The organism is Bacillus sp. NS1, assembly GCF_058248265.1.
This window is the reverse complement of sequence record NZ_JBZAZF010000003.1, coordinates 963,852-983,419: the sequence shown is the minus strand read 5'-3', so window position 1 is coordinate 983,419 and position 19,568 is coordinate 963,852. Positions and strand designations below refer to the sequence as shown.

Annotated in this window: 13 protein-coding genes and 1 tRNA gene; 4 read left to right on the top strand and 10 right to left on the bottom strand. The window is 43.2% G+C overall.

What is annotated here, in order from left to right; translation table 11 throughout:
- The 4 genes from AC4CV5_RS15700 to AC4CV5_RS15685 all read right to left on the bottom strand — a co-directional run.
- A partial coding sequence (locus AC4CV5_RS15700; RefSeq protein WP_490923178.1) for a condensation domain-containing protein occupies positions 1-1,783 on the bottom strand: 1,783 nt, incomplete at its 3' end.
- Between the two features lie 374 nt (positions 1,784-2,157).
- The gene (gene dacB, locus AC4CV5_RS15695) at positions 2,158-3,633 is read right to left on the bottom strand and encodes a D-alanyl-D-alanine carboxypeptidase/D-alanyl-D-alanine endopeptidase (RefSeq protein ID WP_490923177.1); all 1,476 of its coding nucleotides are present in this window, start codon (positions 3,631-3,633) and stop codon (positions 2,158-2,160) included.
- A gap of 35 nt (positions 3,634-3,668) precedes the next feature.
- Positions 3,669-4,646, bottom strand: coding sequence for an aldose 1-epimerase (galM, locus tag AC4CV5_RS15690; RefSeq protein ID WP_490923176.1), 978 nt, complete (start codon positions 4,644-4,646; stop codon positions 3,669-3,671).
- Positions 4,647-4,778: 132 nt separating this feature from the next.
- The gene (locus AC4CV5_RS15685; protein ID WP_456520982.1) at positions 4,779-6,167 is read right to left on the bottom strand and encodes an MATE family efflux transporter; all 1,389 of its coding nucleotides are present in this window, start codon (positions 6,165-6,167) and stop codon (positions 4,779-4,781) included.
- 286 nt (positions 6,168-6,453) lie between these two features.
- On the opposite strand from AC4CV5_RS15685, the gene iseA reads away from it, so the two are divergent.
- The gene (gene iseA, locus AC4CV5_RS15680) at positions 6,454-6,999 is read left to right on the top strand and encodes a DL-endopeptidase inhibitor IseA (protein WP_373923429.1); all 546 of its coding nucleotides are present in this window, start codon (positions 6,454-6,456) and stop codon (positions 6,997-6,999) included.
- A gap of 91 nt (positions 7,000-7,090) precedes the next feature.
- On the opposite strand, the gene AC4CV5_RS15675 is transcribed toward iseA, so the two are convergent.
- The 3 genes from AC4CV5_RS15675 to AC4CV5_RS15665 all read right to left on the bottom strand — a co-directional run bounded on the left by AC4CV5_RS15675 (position 7,091) and on the right by AC4CV5_RS15665 (position 8,306).
- Positions 7,091-7,163 (bottom strand) — tRNA-Arg (locus AC4CV5_RS15675).
- A gap of 51 nt (positions 7,164-7,214) precedes the next feature.
- Complete coding sequence (locus tag AC4CV5_RS15670) at positions 7,215-7,760, bottom strand: site-specific integrase (RefSeq protein ID WP_060398741.1); 546 nt, start codon at positions 7,758-7,760, stop codon at positions 7,215-7,217.
- 315 nt (positions 7,761-8,075) lie between these two features.
- On the bottom strand, positions 8,076-8,306 hold the full coding sequence (locus AC4CV5_RS15665) for an excisionase family DNA-binding protein (RefSeq protein WP_166852368.1): 231 nt from the start codon (positions 8,304-8,306) through the stop codon (positions 8,076-8,078).
- 185 nt (positions 8,307-8,491) lie between these two features.
- Between AC4CV5_RS15665 and ggt the strand changes: the two genes are divergently transcribed.
- Positions 8,492-10,255: a gamma-glutamyltransferase gene (gene ggt, locus AC4CV5_RS15660; protein ID WP_222142956.1), complete on the top strand. Its 1,764-nt coding sequence runs from the start codon at positions 8,492-8,494 to the stop codon at positions 10,253-10,255.
- A gap of 130 nt (positions 10,256-10,385) precedes the next feature.
- On the opposite strand, the gene yofA is transcribed toward ggt, so the two are convergent.
- Positions 10,386-11,240, bottom strand: a complete 855-nt coding sequence (gene yofA / locus AC4CV5_RS15655; RefSeq protein ID WP_490923174.1) for a LysR family transcriptional regulator YofA — start codon at positions 11,238-11,240, stop codon at positions 10,386-10,388.
- A gap of 128 nt (positions 11,241-11,368) precedes the next feature.
- Between yofA and AC4CV5_RS15650 the strand changes: the two genes are divergently transcribed.
- On the top strand, positions 11,369-12,358 hold the full coding sequence (locus tag AC4CV5_RS15650) for a zinc-binding dehydrogenase (protein WP_490923172.1): 990 nt from the start codon (positions 11,369-11,371) through the stop codon (positions 12,356-12,358).
- 55 nt (positions 12,359-12,413) lie between these two features.
- Here AC4CV5_RS15650 and gltD read toward each other — a convergent pair whose 3' ends face one another.
- The gene (gene gltD, locus AC4CV5_RS15645; protein ID WP_166852356.1) at positions 12,414-13,895 is read right to left on the bottom strand and encodes a glutamate synthase small subunit; all 1,482 of its coding nucleotides are present in this window, start codon (positions 13,893-13,895) and stop codon (positions 12,414-12,416) included.
- Positions 13,896-13,911: 16 nt separating this feature from the next.
- On the bottom strand, positions 13,912-18,474 hold the full coding sequence (gene gltB, locus AC4CV5_RS15640) for a glutamate synthase large subunit (protein ID WP_490923170.1): 4,563 nt from the start codon (positions 18,472-18,474) through the stop codon (positions 13,912-13,914).
- A gap of 145 nt (positions 18,475-18,619) precedes the next feature.
- Between gltB and gltC the strand changes: the two genes are divergently transcribed.
- Positions 18,620-19,522 carry a glutamate biosynthesis transcriptional regulator GltC gene (gene gltC, locus AC4CV5_RS15635; RefSeq protein WP_166852349.1) on the top strand — a complete coding sequence of 301 codons (903 nt, stop codon included), beginning with the start codon at positions 18,620-18,622 and terminating at the stop codon, positions 19,520-19,522.
- Positions 19,523-19,568 lie beyond the last annotated feature (46 nt).

The window sequence follows — 19,568 nt, the reverse complement described above, 5'->3', positions numbered from 1 at the left end:
CAGGAGCAAATACATGACTTTCTGCTTTTTCGCTCGCAAGAGATGCCGTGTCCACTTCAAGCGTCTCCCCGGAAAAGTTCGGTGCGGAACATCCCGGCTGCGTCAGCAAGAGCGCGGCCCCGCTGTCTTTCAACATGTAGCTCAGCCGTTCCTTTGGATATGCAGGATCAAGCGGCAAATACGCCCCGCCTGCCTTCAATACAGCAAGGACAGCTATCAGCATTTCAGGTGACCGTTCAGACAGGACACCGACGATGCATTCCTTCGTGACGCCGCGTGCCGCGAGGCGCGCAGCCAGCCGACTGGCATACATGTCAAGCTCAGCGTACGTCAGCGAACCGCCGGAAAAGCGGATGGCCGGCCGTTCCGGTGTGACAGCCGCCTGTCGTTCAAACAGTCCGTGCAGGGTCGGGGCTTCAGGCGAAACAGCTTCCGTCTTATTAAACTCATACAACAATTTTTGTTTCTCTCTTATATTAGTCATATCTAATTCTTTTATGAAACTGTGCGGATGTTGAAGGGCATTTTCCATTAACGTAAGCAGATGGTTTTGTATTCGCTTAATATCCTCAAGAGAAAACAAGATATTTTGATAGTCGAAATTTAATTGAATAGTTCCGGTGTCTGTCCGTTCCTGTATTTGAACAGAAAGCTCGTTCGCGGTGTATCCGCTGAAATAAAGCGCCGTTTCATAGTCAAAACCGTCTGCATTGTACCATTGGAGCGGGTGATACTGCATAGATATACCAATAAGGTTGTGTAAATCCTTCTGTTCTATTCTTAATTCATTTACCAGCAAATTATAAGGAAACCGTTGGTGACGCATAACGGAAAGCTGTTCCCTGCCTACTCTGCGGACAAAGGATAGAAAGTCCGCGTCAGGATCAACCGTTATTCTGATGGGAAGAGAACTGACGAACATGCCGAGCATCTCTTTTTCAGCCTTTGACCCTCTGTTGCCATAGTAGGTGCCGATGGCAAGGTCTTTTTTAGAAGTGATCCGGCTGATGCATATGTAAAATGAAGCCATGAATAAGGAAATGATATTGATCTTTTGTTCTTCACAAAAGATCCGAATCGTTTGCCCTAGATGAGGTGAAAGGGTGATGGTATCTCTGGATGCGGATGTGCTCTGTTTTTGTAAAGACGTCTGGCCGGCTAATGAGTGGTATTCCGGCGGATTCTGAAAGGTTTGAGTCCAAAATAAACGGTCTTTTGCAAAACGTGAAGACTGTAAATATTGACTCTCTTTTTCGATGTAGCTCAAGTAAGAAGGTTCAGGCTGATCGGGTAAAGGATCTTGCTTTTTCATTTTTTGATAAAGATCTATAATTTGATTTCCCATCACGTTTAAGGAGATGCCGTCCATTATAATATGATGGAATTTAGCAAACAGCCAAACCTCATGATTGTGGATTCTAAGGAGATAAAATTGATAAAGAGGCGAGTTGAATAGTTTAAATGGGATTCTCGCTTGTTTTTGTATCCATTGCTCTATTTCTATCATTTCAACGTTTGAAAAATCTATTATTCCCAGTGAAGTATATTTATATTCAGTAAGGCACAATCGCGGCTCAAGCTCTTCTCCTTCTAGCAGCTGAAACCTGATGGCGTCGTTGCGGGAGATAGAATGATTTAGCGCGCCCTCTAGAACATCAAGATCAATATTGCCTCTGAATTTCACACAGGCCGTAAGATTGCAAATGCTGGTACCTGGCTCCAGCAGTTCGGTAAACCACACTCTCCTTTGGGCATGGGTTAAAGAATAAGTATGTTGGCTCAACGGATTCCCTCCAGTTCTCATAATAAGAGGATAAGAAAAAAGTAGAAAAATGACAATAAAAGAAATTATATGACTATATAATCCATATATGCACTATATTAACGGATATTTTTTAAAGTACAATAAAAAATATTAAATTTTTATAACATTTTTTTGAATATAGTATTATTTCTTTAGTTTTGGTTTCTATCTTCATCAAATATTTGAACATAAAGTGATAAAAGTATCATTTTAATTCAGGTCTTACACACTAATTTTTCAATTGTGCTAATTTGCTGTTGCGCGTAATCTTTCTATTTGTTGGCAGATGCGACCGGAATATTATTGAAGACATAAAACAACCTGTTTTCTCTTGGAAAACAGGCCTGACACTATTATTGATTTGCTAAAACGACAGCAATTTGATCCTCAATATCTTTTCCATCCTCTTCATCAATCAATCCGTTTAGCAGAATAGAGAAAACAAGCTTTTTTCCGCTCTTTGTTTCTGCGTAACCGGATAGAGAGCTGACCGTACTTAGCGATCCGGTTTTTGCCCTTACTTTTCCTTGTGCAGGAGTATCTTTCATGCGGTTTCTCAGCGTTCCGCCTACCATTCTGTCAGGTTTGCCTGCAACAGGTAAAGAATTTAGATAAGCCGAGAACCAACTCTGATCTTGAATGTCGTATAACAGCTGTGAGAGTTGATCTGAGGATACAGCATTAATATGAGAGACTCCTGATCCATCCCTTAAGACAAGTGATTTGGGATCAACACCAAATTCCGGAAGTGTACTGTTTAATACCTCGAGTCCCTTTTCCCAGCTCCCCTCTTCTTTTTTCACTTTCCCCATTTCTTTTACGAGCACCTCGGCATGTCCGTTATTGCTTAATTTCATAAACGGCACAAATAGTTTTGACAAAGGCATTGAGCGATGAGAGATTAACATGTCTGACGAACCGGGCGCAGCGCCCGTCTTGACATTCCCTTTTACAGTAATTCCTTGCTTTTTTAGTGCCTGCTTAAATAAATCCAGGGCGTATCCAGCCGGTTCCCAGACAGCAATCCATTCCTTTGTCCTGCTTGCGTCAGCTGGTACACTCCCTTCAATTGTAATCGTGTTTTTCCCATGCTCTCTTTCGATCGTAAGGTCTTTCTTTTGGCCGGCCGCAGTCGTTTCAGCATTGTTCTTAATCGTTACATAATCCGTCTTCGGAGATATAGATACAGCAGGCTTTTCCCCTTCTTTTTTACCCGGGGTGACCTCTACAATCACGGTGCCTGCATCATAGTCTTCATTCGGAGACGCTGTTAAAGCAGAGACTTGCGCACCGTAATACGTGTATTCATCACTCCATGGCATATCAGGTGATAATCGGATGCCGTCATACCATGTATCATCACCGATTAGATTGCCTTTCACCACGTTCACGCCTGACTGTTTCAATTTCTCAGCCATTTCTTCAAAATCAGATGGTAAAAGCGTCGGATCTCCTTTTCCTCTCAAATAAAGGTTTCCATTCAGCTTTTTCCCTTTAAGTGTGCCGTCTGTCCGGACCTCGGTTGTAAAGGAATAGTCCTCGCCAAGGACAGAAAGTGCCGCGGCAGCTGTCAAAAGCTTCAGAGAAGAGGCGGGCCTCATCCGGACTTCTCCTGAATGTTCGTATAGAACAGCACCTGTATCCGCAGAGCGAACAGTGATGCCGGCCATTGCGCCTTCGAGTGCAGGATGATCAGCTAAAACCTTATCGATCTGCCCGGCAAGTGCATCTTGTTTTTCAGCCGCTTGCGCAGCCTGATGCATATAAGGTACCGATGCAACGACAAAAAGCAGCAAAACAGCAACATAAAGCTTTATGCTTTTTTTCATTTTTTTATCCCCGCCTCTCTGCGCCTCATCATTGGCTATTGATGATTCAGTTCAATGGTGATACTGCTTTTGGCTGTCGTTTCTTCTCCCGGCTCAAGCACTTGTAAACCAGTGAGTGATGAAGGCAAGTCTAGATTCACAGCGTTTGTTACCCATGTGTAAGGTTCAGGGCATAAATACCCCTGTTTTCCGTCCGCATTGTATACAACCCAATGTTTAAATTGCTCATCTGCTTTATAAATAATGCTTATATGTGCATGCTGATGATAAATGACTGCTTGATTTTCTCCGCCTCTTTTCTGATAAGCAGATAAAAAGACATCATCCAGCTGCTTGTGGCGTAAATCCATCCCTTCATGCAAGGCTTCTTTATATGGTACATCCGTCAGCTTTCCGGTCGGAAGCAGGCGTTCATCCAACTCCCATTGCTGATCTGCTGCCAGGGAGAATAACGAGCTTTCTTCTGGAAACACAAATGTAGTATGATAACCGATCCCCCAAGGAAACGCTTCCTTTCCTTTGTTCATGACCGTCGCATATTTAAATAGAGTATTCTCCCTTAGCGTGTAAGTCATCCGAACGACTGCATGATGCGGGAATTGTTTATACACATGAGGAATCTCTGAAAGATCAATTTCCGTTTCGACGATCACTTCTTCGTCAGTTTGCTTCATGGTCACTGCGTTCCATTTTTCCTGATAAAGAAACCCATGAAGATGGTTGTGTTTATCCTTTTCGTTGACATCAAAATGATATGTTCTGCCCCGGAAACTGAATGTACCGTCACTTATCCGGTTAGGCGGAAACAAGATCGGAATGCCATACAATGTTGGTGTGTCATGGAAGCTTTCTGCTGTTTCCGGTTCACGCAAAAGCTGGATATTCGTTGATTTGTCCACGAGAGAAATGACGTTGCTCCCCCACTCGGGAACGACAATCATTTCTATATGTTCGTTGCCTGCTTTGATGGCAGGTGTTCCTAAATGCGTAATCTTCTCAACATAGTTAGTCATGTGTCTTCAACCTCTCCTTGATTCATTGCTTGTATAAGAATTCAATGTCCTGTGCTATATTTCCTCCATTTTATGTTTTCCCTATCAAATAAAAAAACACCGTTCAAATGATGAACGGTGTAATTCGGGAGGCTATTGAATGAGGCGTGTAATCTGTTTCTTTTTCCACACAAATTGATAATATCCATAAATCAGCAGCAAGCTGACAGCAAACGCAGCCGGATAGCCAACCCAGACGCCGAGTATCTCAAGTTTTGTGTAGTGGGAAAGTACGAACGCGACAGGCACCTCTACTCCCCAGATAGCGAAAATACTGATAACAGTTGGCCATAAAACCGTTCCGCTTGCCCGCATCGTCGCAGAAATAATTTGGGCATTTCCAAAGAGCAAATAGCTCCACAATGTAATCATCAAGAGACGATGCGCGATGTAAAGTGTGTCTTTCTCGGTTAAAAATAACGCTAAAATCTGCTGTGAAAAAACATAGATTAGAATGATCAGCACGCCGCCAATGATATAATTCAGCCAAATCCCGACACGAATGACCTGCTTTAAGCGGTCAAACTCGTTCGCTCCGATCGATTGCGCAGCGAAAATAGATACTGCAATGCCAAGGCTGACGGCCGGCATCTGCACATAGCTGGCTACCTGGTTGACCACGCCGTATGCAGCTGTCGCATTAGAACCGTAATGGTTGACGAATGAAATAACCGCTATCTCTGATAATGAGACGAGAATCATATTGATGCTTGATGGAATCCCGAGGCGCAGCAGGAGAGCCAGCAGTTCCTTATCCATTTTCAAATAACGCCGCACCGTTTTATCAAATTGCAGCGGATGGTTTCGTTTTCGCAAGTACACCATTAATACGAGAAATGTCGCAATTGTGGAAATGACGGTTGCATATGCGGAGCCGTATATGCCTAGTTTCGGAAAACCGAACATGCCAAGGATTAAGACAGGCAGAAGCGCTATGTTAATGACCGTGCTCACAATAAGCGTATAAAACGGTGTCTTCGAATCCCCTGTTCCGCGCAAAAATGTTGTATAAGCAAAATATAAAAACATAAACGGCATAGCGTAAAATAAAATGCGTGCATAGCTGGCGCTGACATGAATGACATTTTCAGGCGTGCCCATTAAACGAAGTATATCCAAGGTGAATATACTGCCGATGACGGCTAACACAACCCCTAATAAAAATGTAAACGTTAGCGTCGTTCCGACAACAGCCTTTAACCGCTCCTCATTCTTCGCCCCGTAGGCTTGTCCGATCAGGATCGAACTTCCTGAACCGATTCCAATGGTAAATGAGATTAAAAGAAAAAATAACGGGAAAAAGGATGATACAGCTGCAACCGCATCAACACCAAGCCATCTGCCTACAGCCATCATCCCGACTAGCTGGCCGACTGATTGCAGCACATTGCTTAGCAGAAGCGGCACTAAAAAGAGTGACATAGACCGCCAGACAGATGGATTGCTTTTCTGAGTTACAAGTTGTTCTTGTGATGTTTCCATATTGAAAGCTCCTTTGTTTGAATTCGTTTGTAAACATGTTCCCATTTTTTTGACAAAAACAGGATATGCAACATGTTATTATTCATCACTGTACATATGAAACCCTTCCCGATTCTTCTCATTTTACACATCTTTTTAGCTTAAGAAGAATAAACTAGCAAGTAACAGCCTATTTCTTTGTGAGTAAAAGAATAAAAAATAATTTATGCAAAAGTATTGTAATCTATCCGTAATTATTGTAACATTTGTAACATAAGAGAAAGAGATTTTGAAGGAGTGAACCATAATGAAAAAATGTCTTCTATTTCTAACAACTATTGCACTTATTCTGTCATTAAGCACAAATGCATTTGCGAAAAATACTTCAGGTGATTTATCACAAAAACAAGCACTGCAGCTGGCATTATCAGCAAGAGAACACTTTTGGAACACAATGAGCGGCCACAATCCAAAAGAGAAAAAAGCAGTTTGCCCATCAGGCACATTTGAGTATCAAAATCTTCAATATGTGTATATGTGCAGTGATCTAGGCACTAAAGCAAAAGCAGTGAATTACTTAACTCCTATTTTCACAAAAACAGCAATCGAAAAAGGCTTTAAAGACTATCATTTTACTGTTTCAAAAGGTAAACTTGCCGTGCCAATCGGTGACGGAGACAACCTTTTAAATTGGAAAAAATCAAGCGCTAAACTGATATCTAAAAAAGGCGGCACAGTCACATACGAATTTACTGTTCCTACTTTAGATGGATCACCTTCAGCGAAACGGAAAGTGACATTTGTAAAAGAGAATAAAAAATGGAAAGTCAATCAATTTGACGCAGTTATATAAGAAAAACGCCCGGTATAAGCGGGCGTTTTTTATTTGACATAAAGAAAGACAACAGACGAATAGCCTGTTGTCTTTTTGTGAATATAACGAACGCTCTAGGAGAGATTCGAACTCCCGACCTGCAGTTTAGGAAACTGCTGCACTATCCGCTGTGCTACTAGAGCTTTTGTATTTATATAGTAGCTCTGATGATCAATATTTTCAAGCGGTTTATATTAAAGCCCTCCAAAAACCTTATACGCGGCCCTAGTTGTATCTTCATCAATACCGATATACCGCATTGTAATCGAGGGTGATGAATGATTCAGTATTCTCTGCAGCTCTGCAATGTCTTTTGTCCGCTGGTAAAAGTGATAGCCAAACGTTTTCCGGAGCGTATGTGTCCCTATCTCCTCAAGTCCGCACGCTGCGGCGGCTTCTCTTAAAATCCTGTAGGCCTGAATGCGGGAAATCGGCTTCCTTGTCCGTACAGATTTAAAAAGATATTCGTTTTCTTTCATGTCTTTCGTATACTCGTATATTTCGTGTTTCAGCGATTCTAAAATCAAAATCTTCCTTTTCTTTTTCGTTTTGCTTTCAGTCGCCCATAAATGATCCTTATTTTTAACGTCCTTCACTTGCAGCGGCAGAATATCAGAAATGCGGAGCGCACTGTTGATGCCGAAGATAAACAGAAAATAATCCCGCTTATTTTTGTTTAGCAAATACTGTTTTACATCTTGGATTTTCTCTAAACTGCGAATCGGCTGTACAATATGCATCAAAAAACTCCTTAAAAACCGTTATGTAACGTTTTGAGGTCTATGTTACTATTATAGCTGAAAAACGTTGAATGTCAAAGTGCGGCGGCATTTATGTAACATAATATACATAGTGTTACATAAGCGAATAACAGAGGCTTTCGAAAACTCCTCCCTCGCAAATGCGTTTTATACCCTCATATAAAGCTCTTAACCTATTTGATACTCATTGCTCTATATATCATCAAAAAACCTCTTAAAACAAAATCTGACGATTCGATTTTTCTGTTGTTTTTAAAAGGATATACAAAAAAAGACACAATTTGAAATTGTGTCCTAATCTTCATCCTTTACATCAATATCTTCCGGGATTGGTTCATTTAATATTTCCTGCACAAGCGCTTTGTAATTTTCCAGCTGTTCGAGATGTGTTTTGAACTGCCCCTTATAAATTAAAAATTGCTCACCATCATGAACGGCCCTGATTTTTCCTTCGATCACCAAGCTTTTAATATAATCCTCTGAAAGATTTGCATATTCTGCTGTTTCTTTAATCGTTAAATACATATAGCAGTCCTTTCTTAATCCGTAGCTCTGATTCTAATATAGCACATGGCTCATATCAATATAATCAATTTTGCACAGAAAAACGGGTTAATGTTCTATATAATATACCATTTGTCACTTGTGAAAACGCTGTAAGTTTTTTACGCTAAGATTGTAACATAACAGCTTCATATAGGAGGGAGAACATGAAAAGAACGTGGAACGTCTGTTTAACAGCTCTGCTTAGTGTTCTGTTAGTCGCTGGAAGTGTCCCTTTTCACGCGGAAGCTAAAAAGCCGCCCAAAAGCTACGATGAGTACAAACAAGTAGATGTAGGGAAAGACGGCATGGTTGCCACCGCACATCCTCTCGCTTCGGAAATCGGTGCTGATGTGCTGAAAAAAGGAGGAAATGCCATTGACGCGGCGGTTGCCATTCAATTTGCACTCAATGTAACAGAGCCGATGATGTCAGGCATTGGCGGCGGCGGTTTTATGATGGTGTATGACGGAAAAACAAAGGATACAACGATCATTGACAGTCGTGAACGTGCTCCAGCAGGCGCAACTCCCGATATGTTTCTCGATGAAAACGGCAAAGCCATTCCTTTCTCTGAGCGTGTGACAAAAGGAACTGCTGTCGGTGTTCCAGGTACGCTGAAAGGACTGGAGGAAGCTCTGGATAAATGGGGAACCCGCTCGATGAAACAATTAATCACCCCTTCTATTAAACTTGCTGAAAAAGGATTTCCGATTGATTCGGTGTTGGCAGATGCCATTTCGAATTATCAGGAAAAGCTGTCACGGACTGCCGCAAAAGATGTATTTTTGCCAAATGGCGAGCCGCTTAAAGAAGGCGATACATTGATTCAAAAGGATTTGGCAAAAACGTTTAAGCTCATTCGCTCAAAAGGCACTGACGCTTTTTATGAAGGAAAATTTGCCAAAGCGCTTTCTGACACAGTACAGGATTTCGGCGGGTCAATGACGAAGAAAGATTTAGAAAATTATGATATTACAATCGATGAACCGATTTGGGGAGACTATCAAGGCTATCAAATCGCAACTACTCCTCCTCCAAGCTCTGGCGGTATTTTCTTATTGCAAATGCTGAAAATACTTGATGATTTTAACCTTTCACAATACGATGTCCGCTCATGGGAAAAATATCAACTGCTTGCTGAAACGATGCATTTGTCTTATGCCGACCGTGCGTCTTACGCAGGTGATCCCGAATTTGTAAACGTTCCTCTCAAAGGTTTGCTTCACCCCGATTATATTAAAGAACGCCAGCAATTAATCAATTTAGATCAAGTCAATAAAAAACCGAAAGCCGGTGATCCTTGGAAATACCAAGAAGGATCGGCAAACTATAAGCAAGTCGAACAGCCGAAAGACAAAGTAGAAGGCCAAACAACCCACTTTACAGTTGCCGACCGCTGGGGAAATGTTGTTTCCTATACAACGACAATCGAACAGCTTTTCGGAACTGGTATTATGGTTCCTGATTACGGCGTCATTTTAAACAATGAATTAACAGATTTTGATGCGGTTCCTGGTGGAGCTAATGAAGTACAGCCAAACAAACGGCCTTTAAGCAGTATGACCCCGACCATTTTATTTAAGGATGACAAGCCTGTCCTCACCGTCGGATCTCCTGGCGGGGCCACCATTATTTCATCGGTTTTGCAAACCATTCTCTATCACATCGAATACGGCATGGAATTAAAAGCTGCTGTTGAAGAGCCGAGAATTTACACAAACAGCATGAGCTCCTACCGATACGAAGACGGAGTTCCTGAAGACGTCCTAAGTAAACTAAACGGCATGGGCCATAAATTCGGCAAAAGCCCGGTGGAAATCGGAAACGTACAAAGTATTTCTATCGACCATGAAAACGGCACCTTTAAAGGCGTAGCTGATTCAAGCAGAAACGGCGCGGCGATCGGCATCAATTTAAAACGGAAATAAAAAGGAAAAAACTGTACTCGCTTCAAATGAGTACAGTTTTTTTGTATGCATACTTTGATATTCACTTGCGTTTAGGTGATACTCTGTTGTATACCGGCTGTCTTGACAATCGGCTACGCTTTTTTATACATCATTTTATTTCTCTTATCTCATCAATAAACCTCTGAAACGCACTTGTAATAAAGAAGTCTTTCCTGTATATAAATACGATCTCTAAGTCTTGATATGCTGCTGGAAGCTGATGAACCCATACATTCCTACGATAAATGGAGCAGTCGACAGCGGACTTCGGGAGGAGCGCCGTACCCAACCCGGCGGATACTCCTCTTATAATGGCTTCCAATGTGCCAAACTCTATGATTTTTTGATTTTGAATGCCTGCTTCCTCAAGTAATCTTTTGATTCTGGAACGATGAGAACAGCCAGCTCCGAAAAAGAGCATCGGTTGCCGAAGCATATCTTCTGCCGTCCCTTCACAAAATGAAATCAAAACCAATTCATCACGGGAAACATGGATTTGTCTGACATCAGTGTGCTTAACCGGCCCGTAAACAAACGCGCCATCAACTTTATGATCAAGAACCTGTTGAATCAAATTATGCGTATCAGCTGTGTTCACTGATAAATCTACTTCAGGAAAACGTCTGAGAAAGGAGGCCGCATGTTCGGGCAGATGCGTTACCGCCGTTGTTTCCAACGATCCGATCCGCAAAGGCCCTTTCGGATGCTGGCTCACCTGTGCCGATTTTTCAGCTTCTTCTAACAGCGATAATACTTGATCAGCATATTGCAAAAGATTTTCTCCAGCAGCGGTCAGCTTCATCCCCCGATTCGTTCGATGAAAAAGCCTGATATTCAAATCTTCCTCAAGGTTATGTATTCTGGCTGTCACATTCGACTGAACATAATTCAGCATTTGGGCTGCTTTCGTTGTGCTTCCTTCGCGGGCAACAGCACGAAAAATCCTTAAATCTCCGCTTTCCATGGGCTCTCACCTTCTTGCTATGATTAAAAGTGATATCGGCTATCATTTTTGTTCATTTTACTTGAAGAAAACCGCTATGTAAAATATGTAAAGATATGAAAATACGATTCTATTAGGAGGCAGACAGTATGAAAGCTGTAATTCACAATGGAAAAACCGGACTGCAGGGATTATCATTTCAAGACATTCCATCAAAAAAGCCCGGATACGGAGAGGTAAAAGTCAAATTAAAATCTGCAGGTCTAAATCATCGTGACCTGTTTCTTATGAAAAACAAGTCTGAACGAGATCCTCGTGTAATACTGGGGTCTGACGGCGCTGGTATTATTGAAGAGGTTGGTGAAGGCGTGAAAAACGTTGCTATTCAAACAGAAGTAATCATTTTCCCGACATTGAACTGGGATTTGACAGAGAACGTACCGCCTGTACCTGAGATTCTGGGAGGGCCTTCTGACGGAACGCTGGCTGAATACGTGATCATCCCTTCACAAAATGCAATCAAAAAACCTTCTTATTTATCCTGGGAAGAAGCAGGCGTTTTACCTTTATCCGCTTTAACTGCATATCGGGCCTTGTTTACAAAAGCCCAATTGAAAAAAGAGGAGCACCTATTGATACCCGGCATCGGCAGTGGTGTTGCAACCTACGCTTTGTTTATGGCTAAAGCGATTGGAGCAACGGTAAGTGTGACCTCCCGCAGTGAGGAGAAAAGAAAAAAGGCGCTGCAATTAGGTGCTGATTACGCAATTGACAGCTACAGCAATTGGGATGAACAGATGCAGGGAAAAAAGGCTGATGTTATTCTTGACAGCATAGGCCCTGCCCTTTTTTCGGAATACTTCCGCCATGTAAAACCGAACGGCCGTATTGTCAGCTTTGGGGCAAGCTCAGGTGACGATCTCTGTTTTCCGGTGCGTTCTATATTCTTTCCTCAGATCAATGTATTGGGAACCTCAATGGGAAGCTGTGAAGAATTTCATGATATGCTCGCTTTTATTGAAAAACATAAGCTGCGACCTGTAATTGACCGCACATATCCTTTAGAAAAAGCATGTAAAGCATATACGAGAATGCAGGAAGGCAGACAGTTTGGTAACATCGGAATCGTAATGGAGTAAAAAAGAAACCGGCTGGCAATCAGACCGGTTTCCTTTATATCATAATCCCCTTTATTTACGGAAGAACTGAACTCCCCATCAAGTATCGATCTACTTCACGCGCCACTTCACGGCCTTCATTAATCGCCCATACGATTAAGCTTTGGCCTCTTCTTGCATCCCCTGCGGCGAATACGCCATCGATATTTGTTTGATAATCCCCATATGCTGCGCTGATTTTGTTATTTTCAGAATCAACACCGAACTGTTTCAACAGCGGTTGTTCTGTGCCTTCAAAGCCGATAGCGATGAAGACAAGCTGAGCAGGCCATACTTTTTCCGTTCCAGGCAGCTCGCGGAACTCGTATTTTCCGTGCTCATTTTTCACTTTCTCCATTTGGATAGTATGAAGCTCTTTCAGTTTGCCATTTTTATCAGCAACCAATTTTTTCGTTTGAATAGAGTATTCCCTCGGATCTCTTCCGAATTTTGCTTCTGCTTCTTCATACGCATATTCAAGCGTAAAGACGTGCGGCTGTTCAGGCCACATATTGTCATTCGTGCGGGCTGGCGGAAGTTTCGGGTGTTTACCAAATTGGTGTACGCTTTTGGCTTTTTGCCGCAGAGCAGTAGCGACACAGTCAGCTCCTGTATCTCCGCCTCCGATTACGATGACATCTTTCCCTTTGGCATCAATGAATTGTTTGTCTTTAAAGTTAGAATCTAAATAGCTTTTTGTTGCGAGTGTCAGGTAGTCCATCGCGTAATGGACTCCTTTTGAGTCGCGCCCTTCGATTAGTAGATCCCGCTGTTTTTGAGCGCCTGTGCACAGAATTACAGCGTCAAATTGCTCCTTCAGCTCATCAGCTGTAATGTCAACGCCGATCTCTGTGTTCGTGACAAAATCAATCCCTTCTTGCGTCAGCAATTTAACCCGGCGTTCTACAATGCCCTTCTCAAGCTTCATGTTCGGAATGCCGTATGTTAAAAGGCCGCCCGCTCTGTCTGAGCGCTCAAAAACAGTGACGGAATGCCCTGCTTGATTCAGTTGGTCTGCACTCGCCAGTCCGGCTGGGCCTGATCCGACAATGGCCACTTTTTTGCCAGTTCGTTTTTTAGGAATTCTAGGCTGAATCCAGCCGTTCTCAAATCCTTTGTCGATAATAGTCCGCTCGATGTTTTTAATTGATACGGCCGGGTCTGAAATCGCTAATGTACATGATCCTTCACAAGGAGCGGGACATACCCGCCCTGTGAATTCAGGAAAGTTGTTTGTTTTCAACAGTCGTTCCAATGCTTCTTTCCATCTGCCCCGGTAGACAAGATCATTCCATTCAGGAATTAAGTTGTAAATCGGACAACCAGAGGTAAATCCGTTAATGTCTGCACCGATCTGGCAAAACGGTGTACCGCAATCCATACACCGCGCCCCCTGCCGTTTCGATGCTTCTTCTGAAAAAGGAGCAGAATATTCTTTCCAATCCTTTAAGCGAGTGAGAGGGTCCCGCTCAGCAGGTTTTTCTCGTTTGATCTCCATAAATCCAGTTGGTTTCCCCATGTTCCTCTCCCCTTCCTTACTGTACTACCGCTTGTTTTTGTCCCGATGTTGCTGTATTCTGCTTTGGCTTCGTGTTGGCTTCAAATGCGAACATGACCGCTTCTTCATCTGATAAGCCTGCAGCTTTTTGCTCTTCGATGCTTGCAAGCATATGTTTATAGTTTTTCGGAATGACTTTGACGAATTTTTTCACGCTGTCTTCCCACTGATCAAGCAGGTCTGCAGCTTTTTGGCTGTTTGTATACCCAGCATGCTTTTCAAGCATTGTTTTGATTTGTTCGATTTCTTTCTCATCCTCTAATGATTCAAATAAAATCATTTCAAGGTTGCATTTGCGTTTAAACGCTTTTATATCTTCAGCGAGAACATAAGCGATTCCGCCTGACATACCTGCAGCGAAGTTTTTGCCTACATCACCGAGTACGACAACACTGCCGCCAGTCATGTATTCACAGCCGTGGTCGCCGATACCTTCTACAACCACGTTCACACCGCTGTTTCGAACGGCAAAGCGTTCACCCGCACGTCCGTTAATGTATGCTTCTCCGCTTGTCGCCCCGTAGAACGCTACGTTGCCGATTATGACGTTGTCATCTGATGCAGAATTAAATCCTTCCGGTGACTTGACGATGATTTTTCCTCCAGAAAGCCCTTTTCCGACATAGTCATTTGAGTCTCCGTCCAAATAAAGTGTCATCCCTTTAGGAACGAAGGCTCCAAAGCTTTGTCCGGCTGATCCGGTAAACTGCAGCTTGATCGTATCTTCCGGAAGCCCTTCTTCTCCGTAGCGTTTTGAAATTTCACTGCCTGTTATCGTTCCGGCTACACGATTTGTATTGTTGATTTCGATAGAAACATCCGCTTCTTTTCCAGACTCAATGGCTTCTTGTACGGCCGGGAGGATCGCTGTGATATCAAGCGATTGATCAATTTTATGATTTTGCGGCGATTGGAACGTTCGTACGCCTTCGGGCTGATAAAGAAGTGTAGACAAATCGAGCTGGCTTGCCTTCCAATGCGCCTTCGCCCGCTCACTCACATTAAGTACGTCAGTGCGGCCGATCATTTCATCAAATGTCTTGAAGCCTAACGCAGCCATGTACTCACGAACTTCTTCAGCAATGAACAGCATATAGTTCACAATATGATCAGGATCGCCCATGAACTTTTTGCGAAGCTCAGGATTTTGTGTTGCTACCCCGACAGGACATGTATCCAAATGACAGGCACGCATCATGACACAACCGAGTACAACTAACGGAGCCGTTGCGAAACCGAATTCTTCAGCTCCTAGCAAGGCAGCCATCACAACGTCCCGGCCCGTCATGAGCTTTCCGTCTGTTTCTAATACAACACGGTCGCGGAGTCCGTTCAGCATTAACGTTTGATGTGCTTCTGCGAGACCAAGCTCCCACGGAAGACCTGTATGTTTAATACTGGTTTTTGGAGAGGCGCCTGTACCTCCGTCGTAACCGCTGATCACAATGACATCTGCAGTCGCTTTCGCCACACCTGCAGCGATTGTACCTACGCCTGCTTTTGACACCAGCTTCACGCTGATTCTGGCGTCACGATTGGCATTTTTCAAATCGTGGATCAGCTGGGCTAAATCCTCAATCGAATAAATATCATGGTGCGGCGGTGGTGAGATTAATCCGACACCAGGAGTTGATCCGCGGACATCGGCAACCCAAGGATATACCTTATTGCCAGGCAGCTGTCCGCCTTCACCCGGCTTAGCACCTTGCGCCATTTTTATCTGCAGCTCATCTGCATTGACGAGGTAATGGCTTTTGACACCGAAACGTCCGGATGCAATTTGTTTGATTGCACTTCTTCTGTCATCGCCGTTTTCATCTGGAACAAAGCGTTTTGGATCTTCTCCGCCCTCACCGCTGTTGCTTTTTCCGCCAAGACGGTTCATCGCGATTGCTAAGGCTTCGTGTGCTTCCTTACTCAAGGATCCAAATGACATCGCACCCGTTTTAAAGCGTTTGACAATCGATTCAGCGGATTCGACCTCCTCCAATTTCAGAGGCTTGCGGTTTTCTTCAAATCCGAACAAGTTCCGTAAAAATCCGATACGTTCTTCATCTGCTGCTTTTGTATATTGTTTAAACAGATTGTAATCATTTCTGCGGCACGCCCATTGTAAGGTATGAATCGTTTTTGGGTTAAACGCGTGATGCTCTCCGCCGTTTCTCCATTGGAAGTCACTTCCTGGTTCAAGCGTTTTGCTGTAATCATCCTGATACGCTTCCCGGTGGCGGCGCTGCGCCTCTTCTGCAATTGTTTTTATGTCGATGCCGCCGAGCTGTGATGCAGTCCCTGTGAAATAGCGATCTATTACATCACGGCTGATTCCTACCGCTTCAAAGATTTGTGCGCCTCTATAGCTTTGTACAGTTGAAATCCCCATCTTGGACATGACTTTTACGACACCTTCAGTAATGCTTTTTCCATATTTGCTGACTGCTTCTTCATAGCTGATATCCAAACGGCCTTCATCAATTTCCTGCTTGTAGGTCGCATAAGCGAGATAAGGATTAATCGCATCTGCGCCGTAACCGATTAATGCTGCAAAGTGGTGTACTTCACGCGCTTCTCCTGATTCCACAATGATGCTGACTTTCGTACGCAGCCCTTTGCGGATTAAATGCTGATGCAGCGCGCTGACTGCCAGAAGCGGCGGTATTGGTGTCAAGCGTTCGTTCATCTTTTTATCTGATAAAATTAACAGGCTTACGCCTTGGCTGATGGCTTTCTCTGCCTGCGTGAACATATCCTTTAATCCGCGTTCAAGATCCTCTGAAAACAGCACATCGATTTTTTGACTTTTTAAATCAGGATGAACAATCGTTTTTAATGCGTAAAACTGTTCATTTGATAAAACAGGTGTATACAGTTTAATACGGCGAACGTTTCGCTCACTCGGGTGAAGAAGATCGCCTTCTGCACCTAGCCAGGTCATCGTAGATGTCACAAGCTGCTCACGAATCGCGTCGATTGGCGGGTTCGTTACTTGTGCAAACAGCTGCTTAAAGTAGTTAAACAGTGATTGCGCGCGGTCTGACAGAACAGCAAGCGGCGCGTCATTTCCCATTGAACCGAGAGGATCCTTGCCTTCTTTAATGACAGGAATTAAATATTTTTGGATATCTTCATATGTGTATCCAAATGCCTTCTGGCGAGTAAGAAGATCTGTAAACTGTTCTTCCTCTCTTGATTCCGGATCAGGATTTACTTGCACAAGCTCTTCTTCAAGCCACTTTTGGTACGGGAATTCAGTTGCAATTTGTGTTTTGACTTCTTCATCCGAGATAATGCGGCCTTCTTCCAGGTCGATTAAAAGCATTTTTCCAGGTTCGAGACGGTTTTTATATAAAACGTTCTCCTGTTCAACTTCAATAACGCCTACTTCAGATGAGAAAATAATATAATCATCTTTTGTTACATAATAACGGGCCGGACGGAGACCATTCCGGTCAAGGATCGCACCGATTTGTTTCCCGTCAGTAAATGAAATGGCTGTCGGTCCGTCCCAGGGCTCCATCAGGGAACTATGGTACTCGTAGAACGCTCTTTTTTCCTTAGACATATGCGTATTTTCCGTCCATGGCTCAGGAATGAGCATCATTGCTGTATGTGCCGGTTGGCGTCCAGCCATCACAAAAAACTCAAATGCATTATCCAAAATGGAAGAGTCACTGCCGTCAGCATTCAAAATCGGCAGAATTTTGTTTAAGTCCTCACCAAAACTTTCAGATACAAATTGCTGCTCACGTGCTCTCATCCAGTTGATGTTTCCTCGAAGGGTGTTGATTTCACCATTGTGAACCAAATAGCGGTTTGGATGCGCTCTTTCCCATGTAGGGAATGTGTTGGTGCTGAAGCGTGAATGGACAAGCGCAAAAGCAGAAACGAATGCTTCATCTTGCAAATCAGAATAAAACGCATCAACTTGTTCAGGTGTTAAAAGGCCTTTATATACGATGGTCTGGCTTGAAAGACTGGCAAAATAAAAATCAAAACCTTCCGTTACTCCCCAGTTTTCAGCCTGTTTACGAATGACATACAATTTTCGTTCAAAAGACAAATTGTCCTTCAGATCAGAACTTGCCCCAATAAATACCTGACGGACAAACGGACAGCTTTTTTGCGCTACTGTTCCGATTTTTCCGACATTTACAGGTACAGTTCTCCATCCAAGAACAGCTTGGCCTTCTTGTTCAATCAGTGCATTGATTTGCTTCTCGATTTTTATTCTTTCCTCTTCCTTCTGTGAGAAAAAGACCATTCCTACCCCGTAACGCCCTTTTTCCGGCAGATTGATGTCTTTGCACTCTTTCCTAAAGAAAGCATCAGGGATTTGAACCAGTAAGCCGGCTCCGTCTCCTGTATCCGGATCACTGCCTTGGCCTCCTCTGTGGTCTAGTTGGCAAAGCATCTTAAGCCCTTGTTTGACGATGTCGTGAGTCTGCTTGCCTTTTAAGTGTGCATATAGGCCGATTCCGCATGCATCATGTTCAAATTCAGGACGGTAGAGACCTTGAGCTTTTGGCATTTGATTGTACGTCATAATTCCTCTCCCCCGATCAATTTCCGATAATACCGGTCATAAAATCTAACACTCTATAATCATTGTAGGTTTTCAAAACGATATAAACAATATATAATTTAGATCAAAAGAATCTCAAAATGAGATAGATGGATGTGAGACAAACATGGAGCTGCGCCAACTGCGTTATTTTATGGAGGTGGCCGAAAGAGAACACGTTTCAGAAGCCGCTGATCATTTGCATGTGGCCCAATCAGCAATCAGCAGACAAATTGCAAATCTTGAAGAAGAATTAAATGTGACATTATTTGAGCGTGAAGGGAGAAATATCAAACTCACGCCGATCGGAAAAGAGTTTTTAATTCATGTGAAAACGGCTATGAAAGCCATCGATTATGCGAAAGAACAAATTGACGAGTATCTCGACCCGCATCGCGGAACTGTAAAGATCGGCTTTCCTACAAGCCTCGCCAGCCAGCTTTTGCCGACTGTCATTTCAGCATTTAAAGAAGAATATCCGCACGTCGAGTTTTTGCTGCGCCAAGGCTCCTATAAGTTTCTGATTGAAGCTGTCAGAAACCGCGATATTGATTTGGCCTTATTAGGGCCGGTGCCAACGAATTTTCCTGACATAGCAGGGAAAATTTTATTCACAGAAAAAATTTACGCGCTTGTTCCATTAAATCATCCGCTTGCCAAACAAAAAACGGTTCATTTAATCGATTTGCGCAACGACCAGTTTGTATTGTTCCCAGAAGGATTTGTGCTAAGAAAAATGGCAATTGACGCTTGCAAACAAGCCGGATTTGCTCCTCTCGTTTCTACGGAGGGTGAGGATTTAGATGCCATCAAAGGATTGGTGTCAGCGGGAATGGGCGTTACTCTTCTGCCTGAAAGCACTTTTGCTGAAACGACACCTCGTTTTACTGTGAAAATTCCGATTGAGTTTCCTCAAGTAAAACGGACTGTCGGGATCATTAAACCGAAAAACAGAGAGCTTGCTCCGTCTGCGAATGACTTTTATGAGTTTGTCATTCAATTCTTCTCTAAGCTGGAGCAGTATCAATAAAAAATGAACCCGAGCTTCTATAAAAGAAGCTTCGGGTTTTTTACTG

Coding starts and splice junctions, on each gene's coding strand:
- AC4CV5_RS15665 (WP_166852368.1), bottom strand. CDS start 8,306: ATGTATTTAACGATTAAAGAAACAGCAGAATATGCAAATCTTTCAGAG.
- gltD (WP_166852356.1), bottom strand. CDS start 13,895: ATGGGGAAACCAACTGGATTTATGGAGATCAAACGAGAAAAACCTGCT.
- dacB (WP_490923177.1), bottom strand. CDS start 3,633: ATGAAAAAAAGCATAAAGCTTTATGTTGCTGTTTTGCTGCTTTTTGTC.
- yofA (WP_490923174.1), bottom strand. CDS start 11,240: ATGGAAAGCGGAGATTTAAGGATTTTTCGTGCTGTTGCCCGCGAAGGA.
- iseA (WP_373923429.1), top strand. CDS start 6,454: ATGAAAAAATGTCTTCTATTTCTAACAACTATTGCACTTATTCTGTCA.
- ggt (WP_222142956.1), top strand. CDS start 8,492: ATGAAAAGAACGTGGAACGTCTGTTTAACAGCTCTGCTTAGTGTTCTG.
- AC4CV5_RS15685 (WP_456520982.1), bottom strand. CDS start 6,167: ATGGAAACATCACAAGAACAACTTGTAACTCAGAAAAGCAATCCATCT.
- AC4CV5_RS15650 (WP_490923172.1), top strand. CDS start 11,369: ATGAAAGCTGTAATTCACAATGGAAAAACCGGACTGCAGGGATTATCA.
- AC4CV5_RS15670 (WP_060398741.1), bottom strand. CDS start 7,760: ATGCATATTGTACAGCCGATTCGCAGTTTAGAGAAAATCCAAGATGTA.
- galM (WP_490923176.1), bottom strand. CDS start 4,646: ATGACTAACTATGTTGAGAAGATTACGCATTTAGGAACACCTGCCATC.
- gltB (WP_490923170.1), bottom strand. CDS start 18,474: ATGACGTACAATCAAATGCCAAAAGCTCAAGGTCTCTACCGTCCTGAA.
- gltC (WP_166852349.1), top strand. CDS start 18,620: ATGGAGCTGCGCCAACTGCGTTATTTTATGGAGGTGGCCGAAAGAGAA.